The organism is Streptomyces sp. ISL-43 (assembly GCF_018614195.1).
Lineage (GTDB): Bacteria > Actinomycetota > Actinomycetes > Streptomycetales > Streptomycetaceae > Streptomyces.
This window is the reverse complement of record NZ_JAGGOT010000048.1, coordinates 72,705-91,170: the sequence shown is the minus strand read 5'-3', so window position 1 is coordinate 91,170 and position 18,466 is coordinate 72,705. Positions and strand designations below refer to the sequence as shown.

The window sequence follows — 18,466 nt, the reverse complement described above, 5'->3', positions numbered from 1 at the left end:
GAAGGCCCCTGTGGGGCAAAGGTGTTGTGGCGGTCCGGACCGGGCCGCCACAATCGACCGGTGAATCTGACACCGGCAGACGCGGACAAGATCCTCAACGACAACTTCGCCCCGTGGGTGCTCGCCCTCGGACTCACCGTCCAGGAGACGGGCGAGCGGCACGCCGTGCTCAGGCTGCCCTGGTCGGACACCCTCGCCCGGGACGGCGGCGGCCTGTCCGGCCAGGCCTTGATGGCCGCCGCCGACACCGCCACCGTCATCGCGGTCTGCGCCGCGCGCGGCGCGTACGGTCCGATGACCACCGTCCAGCAGTCCACCAGCTTCCAGCGGCCCGTGGTGGGCGCCGACGTGCTGATCGACGTACGGATCACCAAGCTCGGCAAGCGGATGGCCTTCGCCGACATCACCATGACCGCCGAGGGCGCGTCGGAACCGGCCGCGAAGGCCTCCGCGGTCTACGCCCTGCTCGGGTGAGGGGCCTGCGTCACAACAGACCCTTCACCGTCTTCTGGCTCGGCCAGGCGCTGTCGGTGCTCGGCGGCTCCGTCTCGCTGCTCGCGCTGCCGCTGCTCGTCCTCGAGGTCACCGGGTCCCTCGTCGGCATGGGCCTGGTCACCGCGGTCTCCGGAGCCGCCGCCATCGCGGCGGGAACCTTCGCCGGCCATGTCGTGGACCGGGTGGACCGCCGCCGGCTGATGATCGGGTGCGACCTCGCGCGGGCGGTGCTGCTGGGCTCCGTACCGCTGATGTGGTCGTTCGGCGGCCCGCGGATCTGGCTGCTGTACGTGGTGACCGCGCTGGTCACCGTGCTGAAGACCCTCTTCGACGTGGCGTACGTGACGGCCGTGCCCGCCCTGGTCGAGCCCGAGGACCTCGTCGCCGCCAACGGCCGGCTGATGGGCACCTTCGCCCTCGGGACGCTCCTCGGTCCGGTCGTGGCCGGCTTCCTCGTCGCCGGGGTGGGCGGTGACTGGGCGCTGGCCCTGGACGGGGCCAGTTTCCTGGTCTCGGCGGCCAGCCTGGGGTGGGTACGGTTCGCCGTGCGCGGGGAGGCAGGGCAGGCCCCGGAACAGCCGAAGGGGACCTCGCTGCGCGAGGTGTTCGTGGTCGGCTTCCGCTTCCTGTGGGCGCACGCCCTGCTGCGGCCGCTGACCGTCCTGCTCACCCTGCTGACCTTCGTCACCGTGGGCGCCACCGACCTGTTGATCTTCCGGCTCCAGAGCGACCTCGGCCGTGACGCGGCGACCGTCGGCTACGTGATCGCGGTGAGCGGCGTCGGCGTCGTCTGCGCCGCCTTCGCCGCCGGGCCGCTGCGCCGGGCCCTCGGCTTCGGCACGTGCTGGCTGGGCTCGACCGCCCTGATCGGCGTGGCGGTGGCGGCCATCGGGGTCAGCCGCAGCGTGCCGGTGATCGCGGCGATGGCCGCCGTCTTCATGTTCGGGATCACGGTGGGCGGCGTCTGCTCCATGACCCTGCGCCAGGAGGTCACCCCGGACCACCTCCTCGGCCGGGTCACCTCCGCGTTCTGGACGGTGCACAACGCCTCGGGCCCGGTGGGGGCCGCGGTGCTCACCGCGCTCGCCGCCCGGCACGGGGTCCCGGCGGTGAGCCTGGCCGCGGGGGCGCTGTGCCTGCTGATCGTCGGCTCGGGGCTGCTGACCCCGCTGCGCGGGAGCCGGACCGGGCCGCCGGGGAAGCCTGTGGCGGGGTTGGGGCCGGGGCCGGCTCCGGGGGCCGCTCGGGAAGAGCCCTCCGTCACCGTGCCGCCGCGACGGCCGCGGCCGGGCCGACGCCGGTGAGGGCCTCCGCCCGCGCCCACAGCCGGGCGTTGGCCGCGGGGCCCAGGGCCCGGCGGGTGATGCGGGCCTCGGCACTGGGGCCGACCAGCCCGAGCCGGCCGCTGGGACCGTAGTAGCCGCCGGCGGCCGCTTCCGGGCTGGTGGCGGCGTAGAGCAGCGGTTCCGTACCGGGCCCGACCTGGTGCTTCGGGAGGAAGTCGACCGCGCTCACGATCCGGTGCCCGAGCGAGGGCCTGCCGGTGCCCAGGCTCGCTCCGGCGGTCTGCAGGTTGGTCCTGGTGTAGCCGGGGTGCGCGGCGGTGCTGCGCAGCGGCCAGTCGTGCTCGGCGGCGAGGACGGCCAGGTGCCGCGCCATCATCAGGTCGGCCAGCTTCGACTGCGCGTACGAGCGCATCGGGCTGTAGCGCCGCCGCTCCCACTGGAGGTCGGCGAAGACGAGCACGAACCGGTCGGTGCGGTCCGGGAACATCTGCGTGTACACCGAGCCGAGGTAGGTCCCGTACGAGTACCCCAGGTAGGAGATCCTCCGCTCGCTGAGCACCGTGCGGATCGTGTCCATGTCGCGCGCGGTGTTGCGGGTGGTGATGTACGGGAGCACGGAGCCGGCCTTCTCCCGGCACTTGTCGGCGACGGTGCGCGCCCACGCCACATCGGAGGGGAAGGTCTCGGGCCGGTACGCCCGGTCGAAGTTCTGCTCGGCGTCGGCCAGTCCGCAGCTGACGCGGCTGCTGGCGCCGACCCCGCGCGGGTCGAAGCCGATCAGGTCGTACCGTTCGGCCACCTCCCGCGGCAGCGCCTCCCCGGCGCTCAGCGGCAGGTCGAGGCCGCTGCCGCCGGGCCCGCCCGGGTTCCTCAGCAGGACGCCGTGCCGCTTCGCCGGATTCGTGCCGCGCACCCGGGATATGGCGAGGTCGAGCTTGCGGCCCTCGGGCCGACGGTAGTCGAGCGGCACCTTGATGGTGGCGCATTCGTACGAGGCCGGCTGGTCGGCGCCGCACCGGTGCCAGGCCGGCTTCTGCCGCAGGTACTCGGCGTCGGAGGGCGCGGCGGAGGCCTGGGCGGCCGCGAGCAGCGGTACGGAGCTCGCGAGGAGCCCGGCGGCGGCGAAGAGGGATGCCAGTCGCTTCTTGCGCACGAGGGGCCGTTCCTTTCGGGTGGGCGGTTGTCGCCCCACCCCGTGGCACGCGGCGGCCCGGGCGAATCCATCCGTGGGGTGGGTCGCCCTCCTTCTCGCGAATGACCGGAATTCCGGACAATCGGCCGACACGCCGGTGGTTTTGTCCCCTCGTCAGATGACGGAACGCCCGCCGCCCGGGCAGTCGGGCGTGCGGCACCGTAGCAGCCATCCGGGATGTTGCCCGGATGTTTGTCCAGTCGTGATGGGCCTTCGGGAGAAGGGTCCGATCGGGCATTAGCGTCCCGTGCCACCCGGGGGTCCGGTGGAGCGGCGCGCGGCCGCTCCCGGGCCGTACCGGGAGCAAAGGAGGCACAGTGCTGTCGATCCGCCGGTCGAGCGTCGCAGGAATGTCGGTCGCCTCGCGCCACGTGATGGGGACCGGCATCGTCATCGGCGCCCTCGCCCTCACGCTGATCGCGCTGCTGATCCCCGTGCGGAGTTTCGGCGGCAGAGCCGTCGCGGCCGCCCCGGCCCCGGTCCTGGCCGCGGACGACGACGGCGGCGGGGTCATGAGCACCGGCTTCGGGCCGCTCACCCCGCAGGACCGCGACTTCGTCCGCAAGGTCCGGCTCGCCGGGCTGTGGGAGCTGCCCGCGGGCCGGCAGGCCCAGGAGCGGGGCACCCGCCAGTCGGTGCGGACGGCGGGGGAGCACCTCGTGGAAGGGCACAGCGAACTGGACCGGCTGGTCCTGGAGGTCGGCCAAGCGCTCGGAGTCGAACTGCCGGACCGGCCGAGCGGTCAGCAGCAGGCCTGGCTCGACCAGTTGAACCGGGCCCAAGGATCCGCGTACGAGCGGTTGTTCATCCAGCTGCTGCGCCGGGCGCACGGCAAGGTGTTCACGCTCGTCGCCCAAGTGCGCGCGCAGACACGCAACTCCATGGTCCGCGAGCTCGCCACCGACGCCAACACCACGGTCCTGGACCACATCTCGGTCCTGGAGGCCAGCGGGCTGGTCGACTTCGACGGCCTGGCGGACACGGTGCCCGCGCCGGCCTCCCCCTCCGCCCGCCCTTCCACCTCGTCCACCTCGTCCACCGATTCCCGACCGAGGAAGTGAAGTGATCACATGAGCGTCAAGGACAGTACGGGGCCCCGAGGCGGGGCCGGTCACAAACGCCGACTGCGGCCCTCCCACAAAGCCCTCGCCCTCGCGTCCGCGCTGATCCTGGGCGGCGGCGGAGTCGTCATCGCCGCCCAGGTCGCGTCCGCCGGACAGGATGCGGCGCGCTCGGCGCCGGTCACGTCCACGATCGACTGCCCCGACGTGGGGGACCGGCTGCGCGAGGTGCCCGACCAGGCGCGGACCGAGGTGGACCGGGAGCTCGCCGACCTCGACACCCAGATCGCCGAGGCCTACGGGCGGCTCTCCACGGGCCGGGCGCAGGCGGACGCGCTGCTCGGGGAACTGAAGGACGAGCGCGGCAAGACGATCGACCGGGTCTCCGAAGCGATCGGGCGGAACGCCGCCCGCCCCGACGGGCTGGAGGAGCTGAGCGCCTGCGCGATGCGGGAGGCACCGGCCGCCGACGGGGACCTCGCCCGGACCGCGGGCAGCGGCGCCGGCGGCAGCGGTGCGGTGAAGGGCGGTCCGGCGCGCGCGGACTTCGTCCCCATCGGCTCGGTGAAGCCGAACGTACGCAAGCCGGCGCCCAAGTCCGGTGCCTCCAAAGGCTCCTTCGCCGTGGAATGCGGCCGCAACGACGAGCGCCACCTCAATCCCGACAACGTGATCGTCGCCCCCGGGGTGAGCAACGGCGCCCACCACATGCACGACTACGTCGGCAACAAGATCACGGACGCCTTCTCCACCAACAACAGCCTGGCCGCCGCCGGAACCACCTGCAACAAGGGCGATCAGTCCACGTACTACTGGCCGGTGCTGCGGCTGCGCGACGGCAAGGCCGAGCAGGACGCGGCGGCGCCCGGCGGCGGACAGGACGCCAACGTGGGCACCATCCTGCGGCCGAAGCAGGTGACGATCGAGTTCAAGGGGAGCCCCGTCTCCCGCGTCACCGCCATGCCCCGCTTCCTGCGGATCATCACCGGCGACGCCAAGGCCCTCACCAACGGCCCGGCCAACGCCAACGCCTCGTGGAGCTGCACCGGTTTCGAGAACAGGCAGCTGAAGGACAAGTACCCGATCTGCCCCAAGGGCAGTGACGTGGTCCGGACGTTCAACTTCCAGAGCTGCTGGGACGGCAAGAACACCGACAGCGCCAACCACCGCACCCACGTGGCCTTCGCGGGCCGCGACGGCTCCTGCCCGTCCGGCTTCAAGGCGGTCCCGCAGTTGGTCCAGCGGATCGTCTACACCCTGCCGGCCGGCTCCCGCTTCGCGGTGGACAGCTTCCCCGAGCAGTTGCACAAGCCGGTGACCGACCACGGCGACTTCATCAACGTCATGCCGGACCGGCTGATGGCCGAGGCGGTGCGCTGCGTCAACGGCGGGCGCACCTGCCGCTGACGCGCCGAAGGGCGGTGCCGGTCCGAAGTTCCTTCGGACCGGCACCGCCGTGCGCCGTGTGCGCCGTGGTGTGGCGAGCGACGCGGAGCCGGAGGGCCTAAAGGCCGTTGACGCGGGCTATGCGACCGGATCCCAGCGCCGGCCGGAGGTCGGCGGCGCCGCGCGCCCGGCGGATCCCCCGGACGGGACGCAGCCGCACCTGGGCCATCAAGCGGCGGCTGCGCAGGGCCAGTTCCAGTTCGAACCGGGTACGCGGATCCCGTAGGCCGGGCCCGAAGAGCTTCTCCAGCTGCCGCATCCGGTACCGGACCGTCTGCGGGTGCACGCTCAGCGCCTTCGCCGCCTCGGGCGCCCCGCCGCCCTCCAGCCAGGCGAGCAGGGTCACTTCGAGGCGTTCGCTCTGGCGCGGGGTCAGGTCCGCGAGCGGACGCAGCCAGCGGGCGGCGAGCGCGTGCGCCAGCGGCTCGTCCTGGAGCAGCAGCAGGGTCGAGAGGTGGTCGTCCACGAAGAGGGCCCGCGCCTCGGTGCCGGACCGGGTCGGGGCCGGGGCCAGCGACAGCAGGCGTACCGCCCAGCGCAGGGAGGAAGCGGTGTCGCCGGGCGCCACAGGGTGGCCTACGACGGCGAGCCGGCCGCGCAGCGCGCAGTCCAGGGCGGTACGGGCCTCCGGGTCCGGGGTGGGGACGAGCAGGCAGGGCTGGCCTGCGACCATCCCGCCGAGGCAGTCGTCGAGGAGGGCCGCGGTCTGCTGGGTGTCACCGGGCGAGGCCAGGGCCACCGCCCGTACGGCGACGGGGAGGGGCCAGCCGGCCGCGTTCGCCAGCTCGGCGAGGGCCGGTCCGCGCAGCGGTGTGTCGCCCGTGAGCACGGCGAAGAGTTCGCGCCGGGCGCGCTCGCGGACCGAGCCGAACCGCTGCAGGGGCACGGCCTGCAGCGGCGGCAACTCCCCGCCACGGAAGGCCTCGTGGGTGCGGGCGGAGTCGCTCGGGGCGTGGGCGTGCGACCGGGCGTGTTCGGTTTCCACCCCGGCCTCGGCGCGGCCGTGGGCGTCGGCATGGGCGCGGGCTTGGGATCCGGCTTCGGGCTCGGAGGGGGATTCCGGGTCAGCGCACGCGTCGGGGCGCTCGTCCCCGGCGCCCTCGCGGTAACCGAGGGCGGTGAGCAGGGCCGCCTCCAACTTCTGTCTGACCACCTCGTCGTCCACGTCCTCGACGAGTGCCGGGAAGCCCGGCACGGTCTCCAGCAGCTCCTCCACCATCTTCGCGGCCAGCGTGGGCAGTTCCTTGCGCAAGACGCGGGTCCACTCGCCGCGTGGGCGGGACCAGATGCGGTTCAGAAGTTCGCACATCGTTACCTCGTTCAAGCCGGGGTATGACCTGCCCCGTGGGAGGGTGGCAAGTCTGCAGTCCCGCGGCATCGGCTCGATCGCCGTCGGGGAGGTGCGGCGGCGAATCAGGTGTCAACCCCGTCGCAACCGCACCACTGGAAGGGAATCTTCCGGGGATGTTCGATGCGATGGCTGTGCGAGGGCCAGAAATTATCACGTTTCGATAAATCCCGTGGAGGGCTTGCGAAGCTCCACGATGCTTCTGCCCTCCGGCCCCGCTCCCGGCCGGCCCGGTGGGCGAGGCGCCCATCTCCCGCCCGTCGAGGAGCGGTTGCGACGTCTACCCCCGGGCGCCGAGCGCGAGGTGGAAGTGCTCGGGCTCGGCCGTATGGGAGACCACATGCCCCTGCCCCAGCCCCGCATGCCCCGCCGCTCGCACCGGGCCCTTCGCGCGAGAGAACGTACCCGCCGTCACGCCGGCGCGGCGCCCGCCGCGGCCGCCGGCCGACGGGCCGTGCGGCGCCCCCCGCTCCTGTCCGCCGCCGGGGGCCCGCATCCCTTCGCCCTGGGCGCCGCGGCACTCGCGGCCCTGGCCGCCCTGTCCGTGGCGGGCCGGGCCGGCGCCCTGACCCACCTGTGGGACTTCCTCGACTACGGAGCGGGCGTGCTCTCGCTCGTCTCCCTCACCGGCGCCGTCCTGTGGGGCCTGGCGGCCGCGGACCGCACGCTGCTCGCCTCCGGGCACCGCCTCGTCGCCCAGGGGGTGCACCGGGGCCTCGCCGTCGCCGGGCTCGGCTTCCTCGTCCTGCACGTCTGGATCAAGGTCGCCCGGTCCCGGGTCGACGCCGCAGGCGTGGTGCTGCCCTTCGCGGACGGGCGGCAGCCGCTGCTCATCGGGCTCGGAAGCCTGGCGGGCTACCTCTTCGTCGCCGTGGCCGTCTCCGGCGCCGTCCGCAGCGCCTTCGCCACCCGGGGCCGGTCGCTGTGGTGGCGGGCCCTGCACATGGGCGCGTACCCCGCCTGGGGCGCGTCGCTGGTGCACGGGCTCAAGTCCGGCCGCTCCGCGAGCGGTTGGGTGACGGCCGCGTACGCCCTGTGCCTGGTCGCCGTCGCCGGGGTGCTGGCGATCCGGCTGCGCGCCAGGCTCCGCGCGGAGTCGGCCGCGACGCCGCGTACGAGCCCGCGCTCGGGGGCGCGCACGCAGCCGCGCACGGGGCCCGCGCGGCCGCCCGCCGAACCGCCCGTGCCGTCCGTACCGCCCGTTCCGGCCCGTGCGCCGGGGCAGGCGCCGCCGAGGAACCCGTTGCCGTTCGTGCGCAGGCCCGCGGAGTGGGCGGCGGAGCTGCTGACCGCGCGCCTGGCCCGGCAGCCCGGCCCCGAGGTGTCCGTCCCCGGCGGGCCGGGACCGGCCGCGGAGCTGCCTGCCGACTGGGCCCCCGACCGGTCCGGGGAGCGGGCAGCCGACCGGCCCGCCGATCCCTACGCGGACCCGGGCGCGGGGCCGGCGTCCGACTGGCCCGCCGATCCCTACACCGATCCGGCCGCGGGGCCGGCTGCCGACTGGCCCGCCGATCTCTACGCGGACCCGGCCGCGGAGCTGCCGTCCGGCTGGTCCGCCGAGCCGCTCGACGGCGTGCGGGGCCGGCGGTGAGCGGCGAGGCGCGTCCCGCGCTCGGCTGTGTGGGCCGGCCCCGGCTGCTGGCCGGCCTCGACACCGAAGCCCGGCTCGACCGCGCCGGCCATCTGAGCGTGCACGGCGCACTGCCCCGGTACGGGTCCGAGGCGCTGGTGGAACTCGCCGAGGACATAGCCCTGGTCGGGCGGGGGGGAGCGGGATTCCCCTTCGCACGCAAGCTCCGGGCCGTCACCCGCAACGCCCGCGGGCAGGGCGCCCGCACCGCTGTCGTCGTCAACGGCACGGAGGGGGAGCCGAGTTGCCTCAAGGACGCCGCCCTGCTGCTGTACGTCCCCCACCTCGTGCTGGACGGCGCCCTGCTGGCCGCCGCCGCGCTCGGTGCCGAGGACGTGGTCGTCGGCGTCACCCGGGCGGACGTGGAGCAGTCGATCGGCGCGGCCGTCGCCGAACGGGGTCCGGCAGGCCGCCGCGTGCGCGTCGTCCGGCTCCCCGAACGCTTCGTCACGGGCGAGGGGACGGCCCTGATCAACGGCCTGGACGGCGGACCCGCCCTGCCCTCCGGCCAGAAGATCCGGACCAGCGAGCGGGGACTCGGCGGTCTGCCCACCCTGCTGTCGAACGCCGAGACGTACGCGCAGCTCGCGGTCGCCGCCCGGCTCGGCGCGCCCGAGTACCGCACGGCCGGACTGCCGGCCGAGCCCGGGACCACTCTGCTGACCGTCGCCGGCGCGACGGTCGTCGAGGTGCCGGTCGGCACCTCCCTGGCGTACGTACTGGACCTGTGCGGCACGGTACCCGGCCAGGGCGTGCTGGTCGGCGGCTACCACGGCCGCTGGCTGGACCCGGCGGCGGCGCGCGAGGCCGTACTGTCCCGGCAGTCCCTGGCCGCGTACGACGCCGTACTCGGCGCCGGCGCCGTGCTGCCGCTGCCCGAGGACACCTGCCCGGCGGGCGAAGTGGCCCGGGTGACCCGGTGGATGGCGCGGGAGTCGGCGGGCCAGTGCGGTCCGTGCGTACGCGGGCTCCCCTCGCTCGCCGACGCGGTGGAGCGGCTGGTGGCCGGCGGGGGCGGGGCCGCCCTCGACGCCGTGCAGGCCAGGATGCGCGGGGTGCGCGGCCGGGGCGCGTGCTCCCACCCGGACGGCACGTCCTCGTTCGTGGCCTCCGCGCTCGCCGTCTTCCCCGAGGAGTTCCGCGACCACGCGTTGGGCAGCGGCTGCGGGCGGAGCGTGCTCGGAGCCCTGCCGCTGCCCAGCGACGAGAGCCCCGAACGGCTCGTCGTGGACTGGACGCTGTGCAAGGGGCACGGGCTGTGCGTGGACCTGCTGCCCGACGTGGTCCGGCTGGACGAGGACGGCTATCCGGCGCAGGGCGTCATGCCGGTTCCGGGACCGCTGCGGCCGAAAGCGCTGCGAGCGGTGCGCCGTTGCCCGGCGCTCGCCCTGCGCATTCAGGAATGAGCGGACCGCGAGGAGGCGTCGGCGAACGGCCGCCGCCGGACCGAGTTCACGCTTTGGCGTGATCTGATAAATTCCCGGGATTTCTCATTCGGCAAGCCCCTCAGGGCTTATGAATAACCGGACGGAAAGCGCGCCGGACCGAAATGCGCGCCGGGCGGGAACCGAAGGAGACATCATGGGCAACAGGCGTCGAGCGATCGCTGCCGCCGGATCGGCGATGACCGTACTCCTGCTTGCGGCGGGATGCGGCAGCGGTGAAGGCGGCGCCCGCGAGGTGACCGCCGTCCGGCCGGCCGGGGCCGAGCAGGCCCTCGGTGACGGCTACGACTCGGGCTACGGCTCCGCGGACTCGGCGGACGCGCCGGCGGACGCCGCCGGCGCGGCCTCCGCCCCGGCCGGCCGGCTGTCGGTCCGGGAGATCCCCGAGGTCGGCAGCGTGGTCACGGACGGCGCCGGAGCCACGCTCTACCGCTTCGACAAGGACACGGCCCAGCCGCCCCGGTCGAACTGCGCCGCGGACTGCGCCACCCTCTGGCCGCCGGTGCCGGCGAACGACGCCCAGGTCACCGCCGGCATCGACGCGGGGCTGCTGGGCGCGGTCGACCGGCCCGACGGCACCCGTCAGCTCACGCTCGGCGGGTGGCCCGTGTACCGGTACGCGAAGGACACCCGGGCGGGCGAGGCGAAGGGCGAGGGCGTCGGCGGCACCTGGCACGCGCTGGCGGCGGACGGGAAGAAGGCGGCGGACAAGGCGGCCGGGAAGGCAGCCGGAAAACAGGCCGGCGAGGCGGCCGGACATACGGAAGGCGGCGGGGAACTCTCGGCCGCCACCGATGCGAAACTGGGAAAGATCCTGGTGAATTCCGAAGGGCGCACGCTCTACCGATTCGACAAGGACAGTGCCTGGCCGATGAAATTCGGCTGTCTCGACGCGTGCCTGAACACGTGGAAGCCGGCCGCAGCCGTGGACAAGGAAAAGGTGTCCGGAATTCCGGCAGAGCTCGTGGGATCGGTCGAACGCCCCGACGGCAGCGAGCAATTGACGATCGACTGCTGGCCGGTCTACCTCTTCACCGGAGACACCGCGCCGGGCCAGACCAACGGACACGGCAAGCAGGGCCTCTGGTTCGCGGTGAACGACGCGGGCAAGAAGGTCCCGGCGGCCGGCTGACCGGCAGTGACAGTCAAGCGGCCCGGGTCCGCCGTCGACGCCCGCCACCTCGCGCCCTGCGTCGCCGTACTGCTGGCCTCGCTGCTCTGCGGCGGCTGCGGGTCCGGGGCCCGGCCCTCCCCGGCCGCGGCCCCGGACCCCGCTGCCACGCCCGCCGCCACCCCCGCCCCGCTGGACCCGCTCGCGACCGCGCTCGGCTGCACGCCCGAGGTCACGGTCGACGCCCAGGAGGTGCGGGAGGGAGCCTGCGAGGTGGGTGCCCAGGCCTTCCGACTGGCCACCTTCGCCACCGCCGAGGGCCGCGCCGCGTGGCTGGCGGAGTCCCGCCAGTACGGAGGCGCGTACCTCGTCGGAGACCGCTGGATCGTCACCGGCCCCTCACCGGCGGACCTGACCCCCCTCCAGGCCACCCTCGGCGGCACCCTCGACTCGCCCCCCTCCCACGGCTCCCACGGCTCCCACCCCCCGGGCCACTCGCCGTAGGCCTACGGCGCCGCCTGCCGGTGCAGGCGGCGCCAGTAGCCCGCGAGGTCGTCCACGGCGGTGGTGACCGAGTCGAGGGCCATCGTCGTGCGGGAGTCCTGGTCGTAGCGGTCCCAGCGCGGCATGGGGTGGTGGTTGGGGTCGCCGGTGCGGATGAAGGAGATCCACGCCGCGTGCATGGTGCCGGCCAGTCCGTCGCGGACCCTGGGGGCCAGCCCCGCGAGGAACGGCGCCTGTGACCACTTGTCGAAGTTGTCGAAGACGAACGGCAGCTCCAGGCAGTGCGCGGCCCCGAGTTGACCGCCGTGCGCGGGCGTCGGCAGGTTGAACTGGTACGCCCAGACCGGGCGTCCGCGGGCCGCCCGCCGTTCGGCCAGTGCCAGCGCGGGCATGCGGAACAGGTCGTCGGTGATCAGATCCATGAGCACGTCCACCGGGCGGGCGCCCGGCCGGGCCTCCTCGTACGCCGTGTACGCCTCGTCCGCCCGGTTCCCGAAGGTGTCCCGGACCCGTGAGAGCACCTGGTCCTTGGTCGCGGCGGCGTACGGCCCGCTGAGCGCGAAGGCGAAGTTCGCCTCTTCCCTGGTCCAGCCGATCAGTACCTCGATGTCCGCCCCGGCACCGCTGAGCAGCAGGTCGGCGGGGTCGCGGTCCAGCGTGACCCCGTCGAGCACCGGCAGGAACGGGGTCGACCAGTACCCCCAGCGTCCCGTGCGCCCGAACATCTCGTAGGTGGCGGCGATCAGGCGGGGCCAGGGCACGGCCCGCAGCTCCGTCACGTTCCCGACTCCCAGGATGTCCATATAGGTGGCGGTGCGCCGGAGCGATTCGGCGCGGGTGGGGATCTGCAGCCCGAGCGGCGGGCTCTGCAGGATGGCGCGCCGGAACAGCGGGCGGCCCTTGGGCCGGGCGCCGGCCAGCGCCGCGACCGAGAACGCTCCGCCGGACTGGCCGGCGAGGGTGATGTCGTCCGGGTCCCCGCCGAAGGCGGCGATGTTGTCCCGCACCCAGCGCAGTGCGGCGAGCTGGTCGGTGAGCCAGAAGTTTCCACCGGCCCCGTCCTCGCCGAAGTAGAGGTAACCCAGCGGTCCTAGCCGGTAGTTGACGGTGACGACGACGAGGTCGCCGTCGCGCGCGAAGGTCTCGCCGGAGTAGCCCGGCACCGAGCCGGATCCGGAGATGAAGCCGCCGCCGTGGATCCACACCATCACCGGCCGCTTGGCGCCGTCGGCCGCGGGGGTCCAGACGTTGAGCGTGAGGCAGTCCTCGTCGAAGGGGGGCGAGCCGTGCGTTCCGAGCACTTGGTCGCCGCCTTCCCGGTAGGGCTGCGGTGCGCTCGGGCCGAAGGCGGTCGCGTCACGCGTCCCCTGCCATCCGGGATGGGGCTGGGCCGGCCGCCAGCGCAGGGCGCCGGTCGGCGGCGCGGCGTAGGGCACGCCCTTGAACACGCAGAGGCCCCCCTCCTCGCTTCCGAGCAGCCGGCCCGCGGGCGGTTCCGCGACGGGCGGGGGCTCGTCGGCGCGCGGGGCGGCCTGTGCCGCGCGCCCGCCCGGCAGGCCGGTGATCAGTGCGGCGCCTGCCAACACCCCGCTGTTCCTGAGGACTTTGCGCCGCGATGGATCGTCGGTCATGGTGCTTCACTCCCTGACTGATCACGGGCCCGCCGCCGAAACGGCATAGCGTGAAATTGACGATGGCCAGTGTTACGGCATATGCGGGGACGGGGTCAAGGGGTGCGACCCCTTGAGGGCCAGTGATATGGCGGACTCTTGACGGTCGTCGTATTTACGCGATATACACGTGTCACCTCCTCCCCCCGCATCAGCAACATCCGGCCCTCCGAGGCCGGTTGACGACGTACGGAGTTTCCATGGCAGGTTGGTTTCGTCCCGTTGGTCTGGTCGCCGTGTCGACGGCACTCTTGCTGGCCACGGCATGTGGTGGTGCCAGCCTCGGAACAGACGGGGACAACAAGCAGAGCGGGCCGGTGAAGATCGGGCTCCTCGTCCCGCAGTCGGGGACCTACAAGGCGCTGGGCGACGACATGAAGCAGGGCTTCGAGCTCTACGTCGCGCAGCACGGCGGCAAGCTCGGCGGCCGCGAGGTGGAGATCGTGGTCGCGGACGAGGGGGAGACGGCCGACTCGGGCAAGGCGGCGGCGGAGAAGCTGGTCAAGCAGGACCGGGTGCTGGCGGTGAGCGGAGTGGTGAGCTCGGCCACCATCAACGGGGTCAAGGACCTGTTCGAGAACGGCAAGGTCCCGCTCGTCGGCTCGAACGCCTCGCCCACGACGCTGACCGGGACCCGGTACATCTGGCGCACCTCGTACGTCAACGACGAACCCGGCAAGGCGCTGGGCAAGCACGTGGCCGAGAAGGCCGGCGGCCCGGTCTTCCTGATCGCCGCGGGCTACCAGGCGGGCAAGGACGAGGTGGAGGGTTTCAAGTCCACCTTCCTCCCGGCGGGCGGGAAGATCGCGGGGGAGGAGGTCTACACACCGTTCCCCGGTACCAAGAACTTCCAGCCGTACCTGGCGCAGATCGAGAAGTCCGGGGCGAAGGCCGTCTTCTGCTTCTACGCGGGCGGCGCGGCCGTCGACTTCGTCAAGCAGTACCGGGACTTCGGGCTGGCCGGCAGGATCCCGCTCTACGCACCGGGCTTCCTCACCGAGGGCGGCGTGCTCAAGGGCCAGGGAAAGGCGGCCACCGGCGTCCTCACCGCACTCAACTACAGCGCCGACCTGGACAACGCGGCCAACAAGCGGTTCGCTCCGGCCTACACGACCGCCTACGGATCGGCCCCGACCACCTACGCGATGGCCTCATGGGACGCGGCGCAGGTGCTCGACCAGGCCATCGAGGCGGCCGGTTCCACGGTGACTTCGCAAACGGTCAACGCCGCCATCGCCAAGGTGGGGGACATCGACAGCCCGCGCGGCACCTGGCGGTTCAACAGCGGCGGTACGCCCATCCAGCCCTGGTACCTGCGCGAGGTCAAGCAGGGCGCCAACACCGTGAGCTCCGAGCTCGGCCGGCTGGGCGGCTGACATGACCGGATGGTTGGACGGCAACTTCGTCAGCGTCATCGACGGGGTCGCCTTCGGTCTGCTGCTGTTCACGATCGCGGTCGGCCTCTCCCTGGTCTTCGGCATGATGGACGTGCTCAACCTCGCCCACGGCACGCTCTACCTGGCCGGGGCCTACGTCGCCTACGCCCTGTCCGACGGAAGCCTCCTGGGGCTGCTCCTCGCGCTGGCGGCCGGCATCCTGGTGGGCGTCATGGGCGGGGCGGCGCTGACGTTCCTCACCCAGCCGCTGGCCCGGCGCGGGCACTTGGACCAGGCCGTGCTGACGCTCGGCATCACCTTCATCGTCGCCGACCTCCTCGCCGCGGCCTTCGGCGGCGACGTACTGCCCACGGACCCGCCGACCGCGCTACGCGGGACGGTGGACCTCCTCGGCCACGCCTATCCCGTCTACCGGCTCGTGTTCATCGGCGTCGCGGCGGGCCTCGCGACCCTCGCGTACCTCGTGTTCGAGCGCAGCTCGCTCGGAGCGCTCGTACGGGCCACCGTCGCGGACCGGGACATGGTCCGCGCACTCGGCGTCGACATCCGCAAGGTGCTGTACGGGGTCTTCGCGCTCGGCGCGGCCCTGGCCACCGTAGGCGGTGTCCTCGGGGCCCCGATCCTGGGGCCGGGGCCGGGCGTCGACGAGACCGTGCTCGTCCTCTCGCTGGTCGTCGTGGTGGTGGGCGGCCTCGGATCCGTGCGCGGCGCGCTCGCCGGCGCGCTCCTCATCGGCCAGGTGCAGACGCTCGGGGTGGCGCTGCTCCCCGAGTACGCGCCCTTCCTCCTCTTCGGCACCATGCTGGCCGTGCTCGTCGTCCGCCCGCACGGCCTGGTCTCCTCGGCGGTGCGCACATGAGCCCGCCCGTACCCGCCGTGCCCGCCGTACCGGACACAGCCGTCGGACCCGCGGGACCCGCCGGGTCCACCGCACGCCGGCTCTCCACGACCGCCGTCGCCGTCGGGCTCGCATCGGCCCCCTTCGTCCTCGGCCCGTACGCCGTCGGCACCCTGTCGCGGATCCTGGTGTTCGCCGTCCTCGCCATGAGCGTGAACCTGCTCACCGGCCTGACCGGACTGCCGACCCTCGGCCAGTCCGCCTACTTCGGCGTCGGCGCCTACACCGCGGCGATCGTCGGGACGCGCCTCACCGACATCGGGATATTCCAACTCCTCATCGCCGCAGGAGTCTCCGCCCTGGTGGCGGTGCCCACGGGATGGCTGGCGGTCAGAGCCCGGGGCGTGGTGTTCCTCATGCTGACGCTGGCCATCGGCGAGATCGCCTACAGCGCGGCCGTCAACTGGAAGTCGCTGACGAACGGCACCGACGGCCTGTCCGGCATCCCGCCCGTCGTACCGCTGCCCGGCATGCCCGCGCTGGAGCTCGACGGGCTGGTGTACTTCTACGTCCTGGCCGTGTTCCTGCTGCTCTTCGCGGCCGTCTCCCGTCTGGGCTCGACACCGTTCGCCCTCGCCCTGCGCGGAATCCGCGACAACGAGCGCCGCATGAGCGCGATCGGCTATCCCACCCGGCGCTACGCCCTGGCCGTCTACTGCGGCGCCGGGGCGCTGGCCGGAGTCGCGGGCGCCCTGTGGGTGTCGGTGCAGCGGTTCGTCTCGCCCGGCGACGCCGGATTCGAGATCGCCGCCCTGGCGCTGCTGGCCGTCGTCATCGGCGGCTCCGGCTCCTTGCGGGGGGCCTGCGCCGGCGCCGCGCTGGTCTGGCTCACCCGCGACTACCTCGGAAACCTCGAAGCCGTCGCCGGCCGCGGGCCGCTGCTGCTCGGACTGTTCTTCGTCATCGCCGTCTACGCGCTGCCCCGAGGGCTGGCCGGCGTACGGCTCCCGCCCAGGCTGACCCGGAAGAGGACGGCATGACGGAACCCCATCTCCTTGAACTACGGGAGATCGCACGGCATTTCGGCTCCTTCAAGGCCGTGGACGGCGTCGGTCTCACCGTACGGGCGGGCGCGCGGCACGCCGTCATCGGACCGAACGGCGCCGGCAAGTCGACACTGTTCGGCCTGATCTCCGGAACGCTGCCGGTCACCGCCGGACACATCCTGGTCGACGGGCGCGACGTGACCCGGTTGTCCGTGGACCGCAGGGTCGGCCTCGGTGTCGCGGCGACGTTCCAGCACTCCAGCCTCTTCCTGCGCGAGACCGTGCTGGAGAACGTCCTGCTCGCCGAATTGCGCCGGGCCGGCAATCGGCCCGGCGGCGCACCCGGCGGCCTGCTCGGTGGCCGGCGCAAGGTGAGCGCCCGGCCCGAGTCCATCGCGCGGGCGCACACGCTGCTGGAGCGGGTGGGCCTGCCCGCCCGGCACGCGGTCGCGGCGGGCGCGCTCTCCCACGGCGAACGGCGGCAGCTGGAGGTTGCCGTCGCCCTGGCCACCGAACCCCGGCTGCTGTTGCTGGACGAGCCCGCCGCCGGCATGTCACCGGCGGAGACGGCCCGGCTCACCGAACTGATCGCGGCGCTGCCCGCCGAAGTGACCGTACTCCTCATCGAACACGACCTCGACATGGTCTTCGAGCTCGCCGACACGGTGACGGTCATGCACCTCGGCAGACACCTCACGACGGGCTCCCCGGACGAGGTACGGGCATCCGTCGAGGTCCAGAGCGCCTATCTCGGCACGGAGGCCGCCTCGTGAATCCGTTCTTCAGCGTGCGCCGGCTGCGTTCCGGCTACGCCGGGGGCACCGTCCTGGACGGCGTCGACCTCGACCTCGACGCCGGCGGGATCCTCGCCGTCCTCGGGCGCAACGGAGTCGGCAAGACCACCCTCGTCTCGACCGTCATGGGCCTGGTCCGGCCCTACGAGGGCAGCGTGACCATCGACGGCCGGGAGATCGCCGGATCCCGCGTCGACGTCATCGCCCGGGCGGGGGTGGGCGTCGTTCCGCAGGGTCGCCGCGTGTTCGCCCCGCTCACCGTGGCCGAACACCTCGCGATCGCCTCCCCGCGCCGCGCCGTACGGGGGCCGTGGACCCGGGCGCGCATCCTCGACCTGCTGCCGAGACTCGGGGAGCGGCTCGGGCACCGCGGCGACGAACTCTCCGGCGGGGAACAGCAGATGCTCGCCATCGCCCGGGCCCTGCTGGGCAATCCGCGCCTGCTGCTCCTCGACGAGCCGTCCGACGGCCTCGCCCCCGCCATCGTCGCCCAAGTGGGCGAGGTGATCCGCGAGGTCGGTGCACAGGGCATGACCGTCGTCCTCGTGGAACAGAACCTGGGGCTCGCCCTCTCCGTCGCCGGCAGCGTCGCCGTCATGCGGAAGGGCCGCATCGTCCACCAGGCACCCTGCGCGGAATTCGCCTCCCGCCCCGAGGACAGGCGCCGGCTGCTGGGCGTCGACTGACCGGCGGACACGGGAGCGGGGGCTCGGAGGCGAAAGCGGCTCCACCGACCTACGGTGGTCGAAGAGAGGTGAAGAGACACAAGAGACGCGAGAGACGGATCGGGCCGGTCCCCGGTCCTGAGGAGGCTGCCATGCAGGAGCACTTCGTCTGGGTGACGACGCGCCGCATCACGGCGGGCACCTTGGAGGAGTTCGAGAGGGCGTGGCGCCCGGGTTCCCACCCCGATGGCATGCGTCGCGCATTCGCGTACTGGTCCGAGGACGGGCAGGAGATCACCGGAGTGTCGCTCTGGGACTCCAGGCAGGCGTGCGACGCGTGGCGGTCCTGCGACGCGGAGAAGCAGCGGCGCGAGGTCATGGCCCCCTACGTGGTCGAGGAGCGGGAAAGCTTCTACCGGGGAGGCGAGCTCACCCTTCCCGAACGCTGACCCGGGCCGCCGGCGGACGGCGGTCACGAGCTCACCGCCCACCCCCTTCGGGCCAGGCGGCGTACCGCCTGGCCGGCGTGCCCGCCCGG

At 73.3% G+C, this 18,466-nt stretch carries 16 protein-coding genes and 1 pseudogene; 14 read left to right on the top strand and 3 right to left on the bottom strand.

What is annotated here, in order from left to right; genetic code table 11:
- The first annotated feature begins 60 nt into the window (after nucleotides 1-60).
- Both J7F03_RS26645 and J7F03_RS26640 read left to right on the top strand, forming a co-directional pair.
- The gene (locus tag J7F03_RS26645; protein ID WP_214953758.1) at nucleotides 61-474 is read left to right on the top strand and encodes a PaaI family thioesterase; all 414 of its coding nucleotides are present in this window, start codon (nucleotides 61-63) and stop codon (nucleotides 472-474) included.
- A complete protein-coding gene (locus J7F03_RS26640; protein WP_214953755.1) occupies nucleotides 471-1,799 on the top strand; it encodes an MFS transporter in 1,329 nt (442 codons plus the stop codon). Before J7F03_RS26645 ends, J7F03_RS26640 begins: the two co-directional genes overlap by 4 nt.
- A gap of 436 nt (nucleotides 1,800-2,235) precedes the next feature.
- On the opposite strand, the pseudogene J7F03_RS26635 reads toward J7F03_RS26640, so the two are convergent.
- Nucleotides 2,236-2,934: pseudogene (locus J7F03_RS26635) on the bottom strand (alpha/beta fold hydrolase); the annotation flags it as partial.
- Nucleotides 2,935-3,290: 356 nt separating this feature from the next.
- On the opposite strand from J7F03_RS26635, the gene J7F03_RS26630 reads away from it, so the two are divergent.
- Together J7F03_RS26630 and J7F03_RS26625 are read left to right on the top strand one after the other, a co-directional pair.
- Nucleotides 3,291-4,034, top strand: coding sequence for a DUF4142 domain-containing protein (locus J7F03_RS26630; RefSeq protein WP_308379976.1), 744 nt, complete (start codon nucleotides 3,291-3,293; stop codon nucleotides 4,032-4,034).
- A 9-nt stretch (nucleotides 4,035-4,043) separates the two neighbouring features.
- The gene (locus tag J7F03_RS26625) at nucleotides 4,044-5,441 is read left to right on the top strand and encodes a DUF1996 domain-containing protein (RefSeq protein WP_214953753.1); all 1,398 of its coding nucleotides are present in this window, start codon (nucleotides 4,044-4,046) and stop codon (nucleotides 5,439-5,441) included.
- A 97-nt stretch (nucleotides 5,442-5,538) separates the two neighbouring features.
- Here the strand turns inward: J7F03_RS26625 and J7F03_RS26620 are convergent, their stop codons facing one another.
- Nucleotides 5,539-6,789: a CdaR family transcriptional regulator gene (locus J7F03_RS26620; RefSeq protein WP_214953751.1), complete on the bottom strand. Its 1,251-nt coding sequence runs from the start codon at nucleotides 6,787-6,789 to the stop codon at nucleotides 5,539-5,541.
- Between the two features lie 379 nt (nucleotides 6,790-7,168).
- Here J7F03_RS26620 and J7F03_RS26615 point away from each other — a divergent pair, with 379 nt between their 5' ends.
- The 4 genes from J7F03_RS26615 to J7F03_RS26600 all read left to right on the top strand — a co-directional run bounded on the left by J7F03_RS26615 (nucleotide 7,169) and on the right by J7F03_RS26600 (nucleotide 11,518).
- Nucleotides 7,169-8,419, top strand: a complete 1,251-nt coding sequence (locus J7F03_RS26615; RefSeq protein WP_214953749.1) for a hypothetical protein — start codon at nucleotides 7,169-7,171, stop codon at nucleotides 8,417-8,419.
- Nucleotides 8,416-9,864, top strand: coding sequence for an NADH-quinone oxidoreductase subunit NuoF family protein (locus tag J7F03_RS26610; RefSeq protein WP_214953747.1), 1,449 nt, complete (start codon nucleotides 8,416-8,418; stop codon nucleotides 9,862-9,864). The genes J7F03_RS26615 and J7F03_RS26610 overlap by 4 nt, the downstream gene beginning before the upstream one ends.
- 175 nt (nucleotides 9,865-10,039) lie before the next feature.
- Nucleotides 10,040-11,035, top strand: a complete 996-nt coding sequence (locus J7F03_RS26605; protein WP_214953745.1) for an SCO0930 family lipoprotein — start codon at nucleotides 10,040-10,042, stop codon at nucleotides 11,033-11,035.
- A gap of 6 nt (nucleotides 11,036-11,041) precedes the next feature.
- A complete protein-coding gene (locus J7F03_RS26600; protein WP_214953744.1) occupies nucleotides 11,042-11,518 on the top strand; it encodes a hypothetical protein in 477 nt (158 codons plus the stop codon).
- Nucleotides 11,519-11,520: 2 nt separating this feature from the next.
- On the opposite strand, the gene J7F03_RS26595 is transcribed toward J7F03_RS26600, so the two are convergent.
- On the bottom strand, nucleotides 11,521-13,149 hold the full coding sequence (locus tag J7F03_RS26595) for a carboxylesterase/lipase family protein (protein WP_214953742.1): 1,629 nt from the start codon (nucleotides 13,147-13,149) through the stop codon (nucleotides 11,521-11,523).
- Between the two features lie 275 nt (nucleotides 13,150-13,424).
- Here J7F03_RS26595 and J7F03_RS26590 point away from each other — a divergent pair, with 275 nt between their 5' ends.
- The 6 genes from J7F03_RS26590 to J7F03_RS26565 all read left to right on the top strand — a co-directional run bounded on the left by J7F03_RS26590 (nucleotide 13,425) and on the right by J7F03_RS26565 (nucleotide 18,377).
- Nucleotides 13,425-14,564 (top strand): ABC transporter substrate-binding protein, encoded by a 1,140-nt coding sequence (locus tag J7F03_RS26590; RefSeq protein ID WP_214953739.1) that lies wholly within the window; start codon nucleotides 13,425-13,427, stop codon nucleotides 14,562-14,564.
- Between the two features lies 1 nt (nucleotide 14,565).
- Entirely contained in the window at nucleotides 14,566-15,444 is an 879-nt protein-coding gene (locus J7F03_RS26585) for a branched-chain amino acid ABC transporter permease (RefSeq protein ID WP_214953738.1), read from the top strand.
- Nucleotides 15,441-16,463 carry a branched-chain amino acid ABC transporter permease gene (locus tag J7F03_RS26580; RefSeq protein ID WP_214953735.1) on the top strand — a complete coding sequence of 341 codons (1,023 nt, stop codon included), beginning with the start codon at nucleotides 15,441-15,443 and terminating at the stop codon, nucleotides 16,461-16,463. The genes J7F03_RS26585 and J7F03_RS26580 overlap by 4 nt, the downstream gene beginning before the upstream one ends.
- Nucleotides 16,460-17,242: an ABC transporter ATP-binding protein gene (locus J7F03_RS26575; protein ID WP_214953733.1), complete on the top strand. Its 783-nt coding sequence runs from the start codon at nucleotides 16,460-16,462 to the stop codon at nucleotides 17,240-17,242. Before J7F03_RS26580 ends, J7F03_RS26575 begins: the two co-directional genes overlap by 4 nt.
- Complete coding sequence (locus J7F03_RS26570; protein WP_308379975.1) at nucleotides 17,239-17,949, top strand: ABC transporter ATP-binding protein; 711 nt, start codon at nucleotides 17,239-17,241, stop codon at nucleotides 17,947-17,949. Before J7F03_RS26575 ends, J7F03_RS26570 begins: the two co-directional genes overlap by 4 nt.
- Nucleotides 17,950-18,080: 131 nt before the next feature.
- A complete protein-coding gene (locus J7F03_RS26565; RefSeq protein WP_214953731.1) occupies nucleotides 18,081-18,377 on the top strand; it encodes a hypothetical protein in 297 nt (98 codons plus the stop codon).
- Nucleotides 18,378-18,466 lie beyond the last annotated feature (89 nt).

Excerpts from the sequence above, each read along its gene's own strand:
- J7F03_RS26625 (WP_214953753.1), top strand. The coding sequence starts at position 4,044 with ATGAGCGTCAAGGACAGTACGGGGCCCCGAGGCGGGGCCGGTCACAAA.
- J7F03_RS26620 (WP_214953751.1), bottom strand. The coding sequence starts at position 6,789 with ATGTGCGAACTTCTGAACCGCATCTGGTCCCGCCCACGCGGCGAGTGG.
- J7F03_RS26615 (WP_214953749.1), top strand. The coding sequence starts at position 7,169 with ATGCCCCTGCCCCAGCCCCGCATGCCCCGCCGCTCGCACCGGGCCCTT.
- J7F03_RS26605 (WP_214953745.1), top strand. The coding sequence starts at position 10,040 with ATGGGCAACAGGCGTCGAGCGATCGCTGCCGCCGGATCGGCGATGACC.
- J7F03_RS26595 (WP_214953742.1), bottom strand. The coding sequence starts at position 13,149 with ATGACCGACGATCCATCGCGGCGCAAAGTCCTCAGGAACAGCGGGGTG.
- J7F03_RS26585 (WP_214953738.1), top strand. The coding sequence starts at position 14,566 with ATGACCGGATGGTTGGACGGCAACTTCGTCAGCGTCATCGACGGGGTC.
- J7F03_RS26580 (WP_214953735.1), top strand. The coding sequence starts at position 15,441 with ATGAGCCCGCCCGTACCCGCCGTGCCCGCCGTACCGGACACAGCCGTC.
- J7F03_RS26575 (WP_214953733.1), top strand. The coding sequence starts at position 16,460 with ATGACGGAACCCCATCTCCTTGAACTACGGGAGATCGCACGGCATTTC.
- J7F03_RS26565 (WP_214953731.1), top strand. The coding sequence starts at position 18,081 with ATGCAGGAGCACTTCGTCTGGGTGACGACGCGCCGCATCACGGCGGGC.